Annotated in this window: 11 protein-coding genes; 9 read left to right on the forward strand and 2 right to left on the reverse strand. The window is 64.6% G+C overall.

The genetic code is table 11. From position 1 onward, the window contains the following. Window positions 1-810 precede the first annotated feature (810 nt). Entirely contained in the window at window positions 811-1,632 is an 822-nt protein-coding gene (locus O3656_RS09890; RefSeq protein WP_500063904.1) for a CPBP family glutamic-type intramembrane protease, read from the reverse strand. 463 nt (window positions 1,633-2,095) lie between these two features. Between O3656_RS09890 and O3656_RS09895 the strand changes: the two genes are divergently transcribed. The 9 genes from O3656_RS09895 to O3656_RS09935 all read left to right on the forward strand — a co-directional run bounded on the left by O3656_RS09895 (window position 2,096) and on the right by O3656_RS09935 (window position 12,718). Continuing rightward, window positions 2,096-3,745, forward strand: coding sequence for an FTR1 family iron permease (locus O3656_RS09895; protein ID WP_500063905.1), 1,650 nt, complete (start codon window positions 2,096-2,098; stop codon window positions 3,743-3,745). Between the two features lie 56 nt (window positions 3,746-3,801). Continuing rightward, on the forward strand, window positions 3,802-4,434 hold the full coding sequence (locus O3656_RS09900; RefSeq protein WP_500063906.1) for an iron transporter: 633 nt from the start codon (window positions 3,802-3,804) through the stop codon (window positions 4,432-4,434). Between the two features lie 138 nt (window positions 4,435-4,572). Next, complete coding sequence (locus tag O3656_RS09905) at window positions 4,573-5,892, forward strand: Fe-S-containing protein (protein WP_500063907.1); 1,320 nt, start codon at window positions 4,573-4,575, stop codon at window positions 5,890-5,892. A gap of 9 nt (window positions 5,893-5,901) precedes the next feature. After that, window positions 5,902-7,179 carry an ABC transporter permease gene (locus O3656_RS09910; protein WP_500063908.1) on the forward strand — a complete coding sequence of 426 codons (1,278 nt, stop codon included), beginning with the start codon at window positions 5,902-5,904 and terminating at the stop codon, window positions 7,177-7,179. Between the two features lie 5 nt (window positions 7,180-7,184). Further along, window positions 7,185-8,369 (forward strand): ABC transporter permease, encoded by a 1,185-nt coding sequence (locus tag O3656_RS09915; RefSeq protein WP_500063909.1) that lies wholly within the window; start codon window positions 7,185-7,187, stop codon window positions 8,367-8,369. 8 nt (window positions 8,370-8,377) lie between these two features. Beyond that, window positions 8,378-9,160, forward strand: coding sequence for an ABC transporter ATP-binding protein (locus O3656_RS09920; protein ID WP_500063910.1), 783 nt, complete (start codon window positions 8,378-8,380; stop codon window positions 9,158-9,160). Next, a complete protein-coding gene (locus tag O3656_RS09925) occupies window positions 9,157-9,720 on the forward strand; it encodes an FMN-binding protein (protein ID WP_500063911.1) in 564 nt (187 codons plus the stop codon). The genes O3656_RS09920 and O3656_RS09925 overlap by 4 nt, the downstream gene beginning before the upstream one ends. Window positions 9,721-9,724: 4 nt before the next feature. After that, the gene (locus tag O3656_RS09930) at window positions 9,725-11,239 is read left to right on the forward strand and encodes an FAD:protein FMN transferase (RefSeq protein WP_500063912.1); all 1,515 of its coding nucleotides are present in this window, start codon (window positions 9,725-9,727) and stop codon (window positions 11,237-11,239) included. A gap of 708 nt (window positions 11,240-11,947) precedes the next feature. After that, on the forward strand, window positions 11,948-12,718 hold the full coding sequence (locus O3656_RS09935; protein ID WP_500063913.1) for a putative endonuclease domain-containing protein: 771 nt from the start codon (window positions 11,948-11,950) through the stop codon (window positions 12,716-12,718). Between the two features lie 252 nt (window positions 12,719-12,970). Here the strand turns inward: O3656_RS09935 and O3656_RS09940 are convergent, their stop codons facing one another. Continuing rightward, window positions 12,971-13,780 (reverse strand): IS3 family transposase, encoded by an 810-nt coding sequence (locus O3656_RS09940; RefSeq protein ID WP_500063914.1) that lies wholly within the window; start codon window positions 13,778-13,780, stop codon window positions 12,971-12,973. Window positions 13,781-13,852 lie beyond the last annotated feature (72 nt).

Raw genomic sequence — 13,852 nt, forward strand, 5'->3', positions numbered from 1 at the left:
CGCCGCCCACGGGTGCCGCGGCCTGGTCCTACCAACCGGCCGAAGCCCGCACCGCGGCCGGGTCCCGTTATCCACGGGCACCGCGGCCTGGCCCACCGGTTCCTCCGGTGCCTTCCGCACTAGTAGGGCGTGCCGTGCTGTCGTGGCTAGCCCCAACTCTGCCTCGCAATCGGTACAAAATTCTCCCTGCTCAGCTTCTTGGTGGTGAGAACGGTATAAAACTCTCCCTGCATGCAGAAAAAGCGCCAAATCGAGCCATTTCGGGTGAGCTGGGAGAGTTTTGTACCGGATATGCGGCGAGGGTGGGTGTGCGGGGAGAGTTTTGTACCGGACATGCGGCGAGGACGGGTGTGCTGGGAGAGTTTTGTACCGGATATGCGGCGAGGGTGGGTGTGCGGGGAGAGTTATGTACCGGATATGCGGCGAGGACGGGTGTGCAGGGAGAGTTTTGTACCGGAAGTGTGCCGTGCAGCTCGTGCTGGGAGAGTTTTGTACCCAAGGGGCCCGGCGTGGTTGTTGTTAGGCGAATAATGTCTTGCTCTGGCGTAGTGCTCGTGCCAGTTGCTGGGCTATAGCAGCGTCCTGGCACCGCTCATGGGCAGTGCGGCCGAATCCTCCGTGTCCTGGCGTTCTCCGCGCCGGCGATGGGGGTTTTGCACTACACGAAGCCCTCTTACGGAGTGTCGCCGGCGTGTCGAACCCTCGTGTAGTGCAATTCCCCCCGATTGGTGGCGGCGCGGCCGTCCAAAAACAGCGGACGTACAGCAACGCCCCGCCCGGGCTCGGGCGGGGCGTCACGACATCCAGCAATCAGGCGTTCTGCAGTGCTCCCTGCGCGGCGAACATGAGGAACACCATGATCGTGTTGTTGAGCGCGTGGAACAGCCACGAGTAGGCGACGTTCTTCCCGGACTTCACGTACACGAGCGTCAAAACGATGCTGAGCGGCAGGTAGGAGAAGAAGTCCTGCCACTGATGGCTGTGCATGTAGGCGAACAGTGCCGCTGAGATCGATGCGACGAGCCACGTGGGGGCGTACGCGCTGAGCTTGCCGATGAGGATGTGGCGGAAGAAAATCTCCTCAATCACGGGCACGCCAACGGTCACGAAGAAGGAGAACGCCAGGCCAAGGGTCCCGTCATACAGGGCGTTGATGACCTGCTGCTGGTTTTCGGCAACTGGCGGGTTGCCTCCGTAGAGCGCGAAACGGACGGAGGCCTGAACGATGACGACCAGGAGCCACAGGCCGAAGAGGAGCGCGATCTTGCGCACGGGGCGCGTGCGCAGGTAGGAAAATGCGGGAAAAAACTCGCGTGCGAAGAACGCGAGGACGAGGATCAACAAGACCGTGTCGATCGCCAGGTTGATGGCGGTCAGGTCCCACGACTCGGGGAAGATCCATGTCGGCACTCCCACCAGGAAGAACGCGGCGTAGGGGATCCCGAAGATCGCGATGCGCACCCACTCGGCACGCGTGGGGCGCTTGGGGGACGAGGCCGGGGCCGGCTCGCTCTCCACGGTGCCGTCGCGCAGGGGGAGGGGGGCCGCGGACGCGGGGCCCTGCGGGCTTGCGTCGGCCACGGGGGATGTTGGCGTCGCGCTCAAGGGCTGGGCATTCGGATCGGTTGTCATGGGTGGTTTCCTCTTCCTGTCGTCGATGGTGCTGCCCAATATTCTGACAGAGTTTGAAACAAAGTAATGAGCGCGCGTTGTTGTGAGTGTTGGTTGCCGCGCGTGTTTGTGGCGGGCGAAGGTTGCGGTTCGCCAAGGCCTGAGCTTCGGGTGATCGGCGCGCGAGTGATGGTAGTCGCGTGCGGGTGTTGGGTGTCTGTGTTTTCGTTGCAACCGCACTATTTTTATGGCATTGCGTCAGCAAGTGACAATCCTGGGCCCTTGGTCCCCGAATGGCGGCGTACATGCGCGCTAAACACCGTCACAGCATGATCACAATTTAGGACAACCTAAACGGACTACTTTCCACCTGGGCGAGATGTGGCTACGCTCAATGGTTAGGGATTCCATCATCCCGGCGTTACCTAATCGCCGGATCGTCAGGAGGCAAGCGGTGTCAGTGCTTCGCGCTCACGCAGGCAGTATGTGTGCTCACGCAGGCAGTATTCGCGCTCACGCGCGCAGTGTTGGTCAGCGACTTAGTCGCGTTCTGATCGTGGCCGTGATGGCGGCCCTGGCCGTGGCGATGTTCGCCTCGCCCTCGCGCGCCGCTGATCAGACGTGGAGCGATGTGTCGACCACGATCAACGGCCTGATCGACGAAGGTGTGTCCACCTTCAAGGCGGGCGACGCCAAGGGCGGCAAGGACAAGATCAACGACGCCTACTACAAGCACTACGAGATCACCGGCATGGAGAAGCAGGTCATGGCCCGCATCTCCGGCTCGCGCGTCTCCCAGGTGGAGATGGAGTTCTCCCTCCTCAAGAAGGCCATGACTGACGCCGACAGTGCGGGCGTTGACAGTCACGCCACAACCCTCAAGCAGTACATGGTCGAGGACGGTGCCTCCCTGGACGGCGTGGCTCCGGGCTCGGCAGCCCAGGCCTCGTCGGACGATTACAGCCCCGGCGCGTGGGGTGAAGTCGCCAAGACCATCAACGGCATCCTTCAGGACGGCGCCAACGCCTACAAGGGCGGCGACGCCAAGGCCGGTAAGGACAAGGTCAACGAGGCCTACTACAAGCACTACGAGATCACCGGCATGGAGAAGCAGGTCATGAGCCGCATCTCCGGCTCGCGCGTCTCCCAGGTGGAGATGGAGTTCTCGCTCCTGAAGAAGGCCATGACCGATAATGATTCGGCCGCGGTCGACCAGCACCTCTCGACGCTGACGAACTACATCCGCGAGGACGCCAACAGCCTCGACGGCTACACCGGCAAGGCCGCCGACAAGACCACTGACAGCTCGGGCACCTCCCCGTGGATCGCCCAGTTCTTGCCCTCCCTCCTCGTGATCCTGCGTGAGGGCATGGAGGCGATCCTCGTCGTCGCCGCGGTCCTGGCCTACCTGGCCAAGGCCGGTCACAAGAACAAGGCACCCATCGTGTGGGGCGGCGTGGCGCTCGCCTTCGGCCTGTCCATCGGCCTGGCTTTCCTCTTCAGCTACGTCACCTCCCTGGCGGGCGCGAACCAGGAGCTCCTCGAGGGCTTCGCCGCGCTCTTCGCGGTCGTCATGCTGATCTGGGTCTCCAACTGGATGATCAACAAGTCCTCCAACAAGGCCTGGGACGAGTACATCAAGAAGCAGACGGACGCCTCGCTGAGCAGCGGCTCCCTGCTGGGCCTCGCCTTCATCTCCTTCCTCGCGGTCCTGCGCGAGGGCGCCGAGACGATCCTGTTCTACGTCCCGATCGTCGCCGCCGCGGGCGACAAGGTCCACTACGTGTGGATCGGCCTGGGCGTCGGCCTCGTGGCCCTCGTCATCATCTACCTGCTCATCCAGTTCGCGGCGGTGCGCATCCCGCTGCGCCCCTTCTTCACCATTACCTCGCTGCTGATGGCCTTCATGGCCATCACGTTCACGGGTTCTGGTATCGGGGAACTCCAGGAGGCGGACGTCGTGTCCCTGACGCCCATCTCCGGCTTCCCCACCATCGACCTCTTGGGGATCTATCCCCGAGTGGAGAACCTGGCCGCGCAAGCCATCGTTCTCGCCATCATCGTCGGTCTCTACTTCTTCGGAAAAGCTCGCCTCGCCCGCGAGGCCGCCGCCCAGTCGCGGGCCGAGGAATGACATCAGTCGAGCGACACCGACTTTTCACCCAACCAACACGCACAGGAGATCATCACATGAAGCGTTCTCTGTTCCGCGTCGGCGCGGCCCTGGCCACGCTGGCCCTCGCAGGCACCCTGGCGGCCTGCTCCAACAACTCCTCCTCGTCCTCCAGCGAGAAGCCCGCGGGGCCGGCCTCGGCCTCGGCTGACTCGGGTGCCGCCGCCCCCGGTGAGGATGCTGGCTTCGAAGAGCAGCCCCTCGGCGACGACGTTCACGTTGGCCCGCTCGTCGTGGGTGGCGTCTACTTCCAGCCCGTCGACATGGAGCCCGAGGTGGGCACCCCGGCCGCCGAGTCCTCGATGCACATTGAGGCCGATATCTCCGCCGCCGCCGACAACAAGCTCGGTTACGGCGCGGGCGACTTCATCCCCGGCCTGACCGTCGACTACGCGATCAAGGACAAGTCCGGCGCGACCGTCCAGGAGGGCACGCTCATGCCGATGAACGCGTCCGACGGCCCGCACTACGGCCTGAACCTGCCCAAGCTCGACGCCGGCACCTACGACGTGACCTTCTCGATCAAGCCTCCCACGGGCTGGCTGCTGCACACCGACAAGACCACGGGTGTTGAGGGTCGCTTCTGGACCGAGCCGCTCGTCGCCGAGTTCCCGGATTGGCAGTGGGATCCCACGGCCGTTTCCTGGTGATTGACGCTCACGCTTTGCGGGGCCGAGGTCGTGGTTCCTGTGTGGGACTGCTGGCCTCGGCCCTCACCCCGTGAGGGGACTAGACTTGACGCCGGAGTCACCCGGCTTCGGTGAACCTTAATTTCGGGAGGAAAGCCAATGCTTCAGCAGATGAGCGAAGCAACCTTGACGTTGCTGTTGACGATGCTTGCTGTCGGTGCCGTCATCCGCTTTATGCCGGCCGCCGGGCACGGTCGCCGCGGTAAGAAGGCGCGGTCGGCGGCGGTGTGGGCCGGTATCGGCCTGGGTATGATCTCCTCCCTGGTCTTGACGGTGATCAACGTCGAAGCCCCCAAGGCCGTGAACCGTCAGACCGTCGGCCTGTTCACGCTCCCCGCCGCGGTTGTTCTCGCGCTGCTCTTCCTCGCGCTGGTCGCGCTGCGTTCGCGCCGCGTTCGCTCTCTCCTGCCCGGCAACGGTGACGACGAGGCCCGGGCGGCCTCGTCGATGGAGGCCGCGGTGAGCGGTGATACACTCCTGCGCATCGTCGGTGCCCTCTACATTGCGGCCGTCCTGTTCCGTGCCGTGCCCACCGCCATGAACCAGGCTGTCATGATGCTCTCGGGCGGCGTTGCAATCTACTCCAGCCAGGTTGTCCTCGCGGTCCTCGGGTACACGCTGGCCTGGCTGCTCGTCTGCTTCCTGGCGTGGGTGTCCTACCGCCTGTGCGCGTGGAATAACCGCGTGTGGCCGGCGGCCTTCATCATGGTCTCGCTGCTGGCCAACCACTCCCTGATGATTGTGCGCATCCTCAAGGCCAAGCGCTGGATCTCGATCCCCAAGGACGCGTGGAACACCATCTCCTGGTTCATTAACCACGAGGCCGTCTTCACGCTTGCCGCGGGCCTGGCCCTGTGCGCCGTCGTTGTTCTCACGTGGCTGGCCTCGCGCTCGATCCCGACCGTGGGGGCCAACCCCGCCGAGGGGCGCCTGGGCCGCGCGCGCTCGCGCCTCTACAAGTCCATGGCGGGCACCGCCGCCCTCGGTTACCTGTGCGGCGCGCTGCTCATCACCGTCGGCGTCGCCTACGGCAGCCAGGAGGTCGAGCTGTCCGCGCCCGAGTCGTTCAGCGTCGTCGACGACCAGGTGAGCGTCAACCTCGCCGACATTTCCGACGGCCACCTGCACCGCTACGAGTACACGACCTCGGGCGGCGTGAAGGTGCGCTTCATCGTCATCCAGAAGTCCGGCTCCTCCTTCGGCGTGGGCCTGGACGCGTGCGATATCTGCGGCCCCACCGGCTACTACGAGAAGGACGGCAAGGTCATCTGCAAGCTGTGTGAAGTGGCGATGAACATCGCGACCATCGGCTTTAAGGGCGGCTGCAACCCGATCCCCATCGACTACAAGGTCTCCAACGGCACGCTGACCGTGCCGATCTCGGCTCTCGAGGCCTCGGCCTCCATCTTCGCGAAGTAAGGGGTACGCGTGTTCTTCCGAATGCTGCGCGGCGCCCTGACGAGGCGCGGTAACCGCCACTTGATGATCGCCCTGACCGTGGCGCTGGGCGCCTGCGTTGCCACGTCCATGCTCTCCGTCATGTTCAACGTGGGTGACAAGGTCAACCAGGAACTCAAGTCCTACGGCGCCAACATCGTCGTGCGCCCCCAGGGCGCGGCCGTCCTCGACGACCTGTACTCCACAGGCGAGACCACCGAGTCCCGTTCCTACCTGCGTGAGGACGAGCTCGGCAACATCAAGACGATCTTCTGGACCTACAACATCCTCGACTTCGCGCCCCTGCTGAGCGTGTCCGCCACGGACGCGAGCGGCGAGCACGTGCCCACGACCGGCACCTGGTTCAGCCACCACCTCGAGCTGGCCACCGGCGAGAGCGTCGAAACCGGCCTCGACAAGCTGCGCGGCTGGTGGGGCATCGAGGGCTCGTGGCCCGCAGACGACGACGAGAGCGGCGCCCTCGTCGGCACCACCTACGCGGCCGCCCACGGCCTCGGCGTCGGCAACACCTTCACCCTCACCCGCGAGGGGATCACGCGCGAGTTCACCGTGCGCGGCATCCTCACCAGCGGCGACGACGCGGACCGCGGCGTGTACATTCAGCTGGCGCAAGCCCAGGAGCTTCTGCAGCGCGAGAACGTCGTCGGCAGCGTCGAGGTCTCCGCCCTGACCACGCCCGACAACGACCTGGCGCGCAAGGCCGCGAAGAACCCGAACTCGCTGAGCGTGTCCGAGAAGGAAACCTGGTACTGCACCGCCTACGTCTCCTCGATCGCCTACCAGATCGAGGAAGTCATGACGGACTCGGTGGCCCGCCCGGTCCGCCAGGTCGCCGAGTCCGAAGGCACGATCCTGGAGAAGACCCAGCTGCTCATGGTCCTCGTGACCGTCCTGGCGCTCATCGCCTCGGCCCTGGCCATCGCGAACCTGGTCACCGCGGGCGTCATGGAGCGCTCCAGCGAAATCGGCCTCATGAAGGCCGTGGGCGCGAAAGATAAACAGATCATCTCGCTGTTCCTGACGGAGACGATCATCGTCGGCCTGGCCGGCGGGGTCCTCGGCTACGGAGGAGGCATTGTGCTCGCCCAAGCGATCGGCTACATGGTGTTCCACTCCTCGATCGCGTTCGTGCCCGTCGTCGTCGGCCTCGTCGCCGTCCTCGTCATCCTCGTCGTCCTGGGAGCCTCCATCCCGGCGATCCGCTACCTGCTGCGACTCAACGCGGCTGAAGTCCTGCACGGAAGGTGATGCCCATGTCCAGACGAGCAATGTTCTGGCGGATGGTTATCTCCTCCATCCTGCGCCGACGCTCCCGCGTCCTCATCGCGGTCCTCGCCGTCGCCATCGGAGCGACCACGCTGTCCGGCCTCGTGACGATCGCGGTCGATGTGCCCGCGCAGATGGCCCGAGAAATCCGCTCCTACGGTGCCAACCTCGTCGTCACCCCCGCCGGGGACGTGCCCATGACCGACGAGGCCGTGGCCGCCGCGACCGCCCAGGTACCCGCGAGCGCACTGGTCGGATCCGCGTCCTTTGACTACGAGACGGTCACGATTAACGACCAGCCGTACGTCGCTGGCGGCGCGGACCTGAATGCCGTGCACGCCATGAACCCGTATTGGTACGTGGACGGGGAATGGCCCGCTGCGACGGGTCAGATCCTCGTCGGTGAGCAGATCGCCTCGACGATCGACGTCAAGGCCGGTGACACGATCACGGTCAGTCAGCTGGACGCGAGCGCCTCGTCGAAGGCCGCCGCGCAGTCGGGGGCGCAGGCCTCGGCCCTCAAGGTCGATCCGCGTACCGTCACCCTGACCGTGTCCGGCATCCTCAAGACCGGCGGCAACGAAGACGGCTACGTGTACATGACCAGCCAGGACATGAGCGCCCTGACCGGGCAGGCCGACGCCGTGTCGCTCGCCGAGTATTCGATCGCCCTGGAGGGCGACCAGCTGAGCGCCATCGCCGACGCGATGAACGCCGCGAACCCCGACATTCACGCCCAGACCGTGCGCCGCCTCGCCCAGTCCGACACCGGCGTGCTGGCGATGCTGCGCTCCCTGCTCATCGTCATCACCGTCATCGTGCTCGCCCTGACCATGATCGGCGTGTCCACCACGATGATCGCCGTCGTCACCGAGCGACGCAACGAGATCGGCCTGCGCAAGGCCCTGGGCGCGACCGGGCGCTCCATCACCCGCGAGTTCATGGGTGAGGGCGTCATGCTCGGGTTCATCGGAGGCGTCCTGGGTGCCGGGGCGGGCTACGGCCTCGCCGTCCTCATCTCCACCTCCGTGTTCCACCGATCGATCTCGCTGCACCCCGTCATCCTCCTCGGCACGGTCGCCTGCTCGATCCTCATCGCCGTCCTCGCCTGTCTCCCGCCCGTGCGCCGCGCACTGGCCGTCGACCCCGCGCTCGTCCTGCGCGGAGAATGAGAGTCACCATGACCACCTCCACCGCCCCCCAGGCCTCGTCGGCCGCCACGGACGCGCTGCTCACCCTCGAGGGCGTCTCCAAGATCTACGGCGACCTGCACGCGCTCGACAACGTCTCCCTCGAGATCCCTCGCGGCCAGTGGGTTTCCATCGTCGGCCCCTCCGGCTCCGGCAAGACGACCCTCATGAACATCGTCGGCGCCATGGACACCGCCACCAAGGGCACCGTCATGCTCGACGGGCACGACATCTCCGACCTGACCGCCGACGAGCTCACCGAGGTGCGCTGCCGCACGATCGGCCTCGTGTTCCAGCAGTTCCACCTCATCGGCCACCTCACGGCCCTCGAGAACATCATGGTCGCCCAGTACTACCACTCGATGCCCGACGAGAAGGAAGCCCTCGAGGCCCTCGACCGCGTGGGCCTCGCCGACCGCGCCACCCACCTGCCCCGCCAGCTCTCCGGCGGCGAACAGCAGCGCGTGTGCGTGGCCCGCGCCCTCATCAACTACCCCAAGCTCGTCCTCGCCGATGAGCCCACGGGCAACCTGGATGAAACCAACGAGGAAATCGTCCTCGACCTGTTCAACCAGCTCCACCAGGAAGGCACGACCCTCATGGTCGTCACCCACGACGCGCTCGTCGCCGAGCAGGGCCAGCGCGAAATCCGACTCGACCACGGCAAGGTCGTGAAGGAAACGTGGCACGACCACGACTTCGAAGAACGCTCCTCCGGGCTGTCCGTCCCGCGCGACGGCGACGCCCGCAGCGGAAAGGACAAGGTGCGATGACCACGCCCACCACGCTCGATACCCGATCCCGCTGGGTGACCCCGGCCTCGTACGCGGTCCTCGGCGCCCTCGGCGCGACCATCCTGGCCGCGTGCGCGCCCTCCACCGGCCTCGACATGACCAAGCCCATGAGCGACGGCACCTGGACCGCCCAGTCCAACGCCGACGACCAGGGCTCCATCGGCACCATCACCATCACCGTCGAGGGCGGTCGCATCACCTCCACGTCCTACGAGACGACGCTCGCCGACGGCACCGACAAGGGCGCCAACTACGGCAAGAACTCCGCGGGCGAAGTCTTCAACGAGGACTACTACAAGAAGGCGCAGGCCGCCGTCGCCTCCTACCAGGAGTACTCCGACAACCTCACCAAGGTCGGCGACCCCGCCAAAGTCGACGTCATCACCGGCGCCACCGTCGCCCACCAGCAGTTCGTGCAGGCCGCCATCCGCGCCATCGCCGCCGCCCAGGGCGTCTCTCCCGACGGCGCCGACGACATCAACATCCCCGGCCTGAACGACTCCACCAAGGACGGCGACGTCGACGGCTCCGACAGCTGAGTCCGTGCCCACGTGGCGGTCGTCTTTCCCCGCGATGGGCACCCGCGTCGACATCATCGGGTGGGGCGGGGACGGCATGGCGATCGTCAACGCCATCGTCGAGGTCGTGGCGCGCCACGAGGACCTGTGGAGCGTTTTCCGGGTTTCTTCCGAGGTGTCGCGGCTCAATACCGCTGTCCGCGGTCCCGCGTGCAGCCACGACGCGCGCGGTGGCGAAGCGTTGTCGCCGACCGGTGATGCGTGCAGAGATGCCGCTCATCGCGCCGCTTCGTTCGCCGACTGCATGACATCATCTGCTTCGGTCACAGATACGCCAAACAGTCCCCGTCGCCACCCGCAACCATCCCGCGAAGGAACCAGCGATGCGGAGGCCGGCCCCGGCCTCGTCGTGAGTGAGGACACCGACCGGTTGCTGCGTGATGCGCTGGCGCTCGCGGAGGCGACCGGGGGAGCGTTCAACCCAATGATCGGGCCGCTTGTTGCCGCATGGGATATCAAGGCGATGCGGGCGGCGTATGTTGCGGGCAGGCCCTTGCCTCCTGCGCCGGCTGGTTGTGTTGTGGAGGCAGCGTTGCGCGCGTCGTCGTGGGACTTACTGTCGCGTGTGGGCGAGCGACGCTGGGCGGTGCGCGTTCCTGGCGAGTCCGTCGGTGGTATGGAGGTGCCCAGCCCGCGCGTTGATCTGGGTGGCATCGCGAAGGGGTACACCGCTGATGCGTGCCGCGACCTGGCGGTGTCTATGGGGGCGCGCGGCGTATTGGTGTCAGTGGGGACGTCGTCGGTGTCTGTGAGTGGTACTCGCGCCGATGGTTCGCCGTGGCGCGTCGGCCTGCGCGACCCCCACGGTGCGCCCACGGCAATTGCTGGCGTCGTGGAACTGCCTGCGGGGGGCATGGCGTCCCTGTCGACGTCAGGGGATAACCTGGGGCCGCTGGGTCGCCTGCGTGCGGCTTGTGCGGGGCCCGCGGCGGAGCGTGCGGCGGTGCCTGCGGCGGTGCACGTGGCGGGTTCTCTGGCGGAGCCCGTGTTGGGGCGCGCGCGTGAAACATTGCGTGAAACACCCGGTGAGGGTGGTACATCCCCTCGCAACGAAGGATGTGACGACGTGGATGCGCGTGGTGCGGAGCCTCTGGGGCCCGGCCTCACCGCGGTGTATGCCTACCTACCCGGCTCCGAGTCCTCCAACGCTGAGGCGCTCGCTCATGCTCATGCCCGTGTACCAGCCAATTCTGATGCCGTTGGCCAGACCCATGCATCTACTAACTCCGATGTTCCTGGCCGGACCGCGCGCCTGCTGGACCACCACATCATCGACCCGCGCACGGGTTACCCCGCCCGTTCGGGAGTCCGGCAGGTCAGCGTCGTGGCCTCGTCGGGCGTGCTGGCGGAGGCGCTGTCCACCGCGCTGCTCGTCGATCCGTCCATCGATGTTTCGGATGTCGTGGCTCGCTGGTCCCGCGCGACGGGCACCCCGGCCTCGGCGAAGGTTGTGGGCCTGGTGCGTGCAGGGTCGGGGTGAGGCCGTGCGTCCGCACATGTGGATTGAGCCGGGTACGTGGCGGTTGAGTCCATCGGGGGCGTGAGCTTCTGCTGTGTCCTTGCGTGCCTCTCTCGATGACTGCGTCATGTGATGGGTAGTTCTGCACCAGTTAGGGAGCATTACACCAGTTAGGGAGCATTACACTGCCTGGGAAGTGGTGTAATGCCCGGCTAAATGGTGTAACACCACTTAGGAACAAGCGGATATGCGGAGAATGCTGGTGTTTGATCGAAGCCGACCAGCGATTGTGCCACGAGTGTTCACAGATGCATGCGAGAGTGGCAGTTATCCACATACCTTCGGAGCGACTGGGCTTTATCCACAGGGTTGCTGTCGGGTCGTGACAACGCTTGTCGTCGTGCGGATGATGGGCATATGAACGCTCAATCGCTGACTGTTATCAGGTCTTCGACTGATGGACGGCCTTCAGTGGGGGATCTGTCGCAAGGAAATGTACTTCGTATCCAGCGTGGCCGCTACGTCATGATCGATCGATCCGGTCCGCCGATGACCTACTGGGAGATATGGTCTCTCGTGGCCAGGGCTCGATTACTTGTTGTGAGTGACAGTAGCTCCTGCTCTCCGGTGTTCGTAGGCGCTAGTTCATTCGTTGCGCGGTCAATACCGCTCTGGGAGGCAAATCCCGATGTCGTGATCTGGTGCGCGTCGAGGCATGGGAGGCGCTCAATGCCGACTGTCACCATGCAAACGGTGACTATTCCAGCGACGTTCGTGTGTTCGACAGTAAAGAAGCCCTCTGATCGCAGCATCGAGATCGTTGATCGGTTGCGATGTGAATCTGTCGTTGAAGCGGCAGTTCGCATGGCTTGTTATTCGGAACGTCTCAGCGGATTCGTGGCGATTTGCATGGCATTGCATCACGAGTCTCGGTTCGTGTTGCCATCTCAGGAAAAAAGTAGGCAACGAGCTGAACGCGTTCGAGGCAAGATGCTTGAATGCTTGGATCTGTATCGGCATCAAAAAGAATGTGTCCCCTACAGGCGTGCACAGCGCCTGATAGTCGCCGCTGACCCGGGCTGCGACAACCCTGCCGAGGCTGCGCTGCTGTGGGTCCTCAAGTCGGTGAGTGCCTTCGAAGTCGTGACCCAGTTTGAGATCGTCGTCAACGGGCGCCGCTACTTTGCGGACATCGCGATTCCGGGACTCATGATCATCTTCGAGTTCGATGGGATTGGAAAGCTGGGCAAGGACAATGCTGAGTTCGCCCGGGCGAAGCGTGACTGGATCCAGCGAGAAAACGACTTGCGTAGTGCCGGTTGGACGATATACAGGGTCTCTTGGAGAGACTATGAAGACTTCGATGCGTTGCGAGCGTGGGCGATCCAGCTCCTTCGTCCGCATCAAGTTGCCATCCCTGAGAATGCTGAGGCGCTGTGGGCGTTGCCGACTGAAGCGTGTGATGGCCCGAGTCGACGTTTTCATGTCCATGCTCGATGAGGTCTGTACTGGTTAGGGAGCATTACACCACTTAGGGAGCATTACACCGCCTGGGAACTGGTGTAATACCCAGCTAAATGGTGTAACACCACTTAGGAACAAGCGACATCGTGGAAGCGGGGTCCGGCTGCCGTGCCTGTGGGTGGAGGCGGTGCCTACTCGGGCTTTGAAACAACGTGCCACACCTATCAGCAGACCAGGTGGTGGCCTGGTCTGGTTTTGTGGACCGGGTGTTTTGAGGGTTGTTGGTTGTTATTGGTGGTGTTGTGCCCATTGGTGCGCGTATTGGTTGGGTGAGAGCCAGCCCAGCGCGCTGTGGGGGTGTTCTTCATTGTAGCGGTGAGACCAGGCGCCGATCAGCGTGCGCGCGTGGTTGAGGTCTTCGAACATGTTGTCCTCGAGGAGTTCATCACGCATGCGGTTGTGTAAGGACTCCACGAACCCGTTATGCCACGGCTGGCCTGGGGGGATGAATGCTTGGAGTGTGTCGTGCTCGCTGGCCCAGCGCCCCATGGCTGCGGCGATGAATTCGGGCCCGTTATCGGCGCGCAGCACCTGGGGTGCCCCATGGGCCAGGGCAGCCAGGTCAAGCATTTCGATCACGTCGACGGCACCCATGCGCCGCTCGACGCGGAAAGCCAGGTGCTGGCGCGTGAACTCATTGATGAGGTTACAGACCTTGAACACGCGCCCCTTCCAATCCGAATCGAACTGGAAATCAATGGCCCACACCTGCCCGGGGGCGCTAGCCTTGACCAGGCGCTGTAGGCGTGGTGCGGTGCGGGGCTTGGGGGCTTTGCGCGGGCGCACGCGTAGCCCTTCGGCGCGCCACAAGCGCCGGAACGTATCACGCCCTATGACAATGCCCTCGCTCTTGGCCCGCGCCCAGGCGCGTTTATAGCCCCACCGTCGATGCGTGGCGGCAAAATCGTTCATCCACTGGCGCACAGGCGCATGATCACGCAGCGTTTTCGCCCCGCCCGCCGCGCGGGTCCGGCAATACGCTGACCGGGACAGCCCGGCAACGCGCCCGTGCAAGACGCTGAGAAAACCCCTGGCCAACCAGGTAGTTCACAGCCTCGTGCCTGCGCGCCGGGCCTAGAAGTTTCCCTCCGCCAACTCTCGCAACGCTGC

It is taken from the genome of Pauljensenia sp. 27098_8_83 (assembly GCF_041432695.1).
Lineage (GTDB): Bacteria > Actinomycetota > Actinomycetes > Actinomycetales > Actinomycetaceae > Pauljensenia.

What these genes read in the sequence shown, in the direction of transcription:
- O3656_RS09890 (WP_500063904.1), bottom strand. Translation starts at nt 1,632, where the DNA reads ATGACAACCGATCCGAATGCCCAGCCCTTGAGCGCGACGCCAACATCC.
- O3656_RS09895 (WP_500063905.1), top strand. Translation starts at nt 2,096, where the DNA reads ATGTGTGCTCACGCAGGCAGTATTCGCGCTCACGCGCGCAGTGTTGGT.
- O3656_RS09900 (WP_500063906.1), top strand. Translation starts at nt 3,802, where the DNA reads ATGAAGCGTTCTCTGTTCCGCGTCGGCGCGGCCCTGGCCACGCTGGCC.
- O3656_RS09905 (WP_500063907.1), top strand. Translation starts at nt 4,573, where the DNA reads ATGCTTCAGCAGATGAGCGAAGCAACCTTGACGTTGCTGTTGACGATG.
- O3656_RS09915 (WP_500063909.1), top strand. Translation starts at nt 7,185, where the DNA reads ATGTCCAGACGAGCAATGTTCTGGCGGATGGTTATCTCCTCCATCCTG.
- O3656_RS09920 (WP_500063910.1), top strand. Translation starts at nt 8,378, where the DNA reads ATGACCACCTCCACCGCCCCCCAGGCCTCGTCGGCCGCCACGGACGCG.
- O3656_RS09925 (WP_500063911.1), top strand. Translation starts at nt 9,157, where the DNA reads ATGACCACGCCCACCACGCTCGATACCCGATCCCGCTGGGTGACCCCG.
- O3656_RS09935 (WP_500063913.1), top strand. Translation starts at nt 11,948, where the DNA reads ATGCCGACTGTCACCATGCAAACGGTGACTATTCCAGCGACGTTCGTG.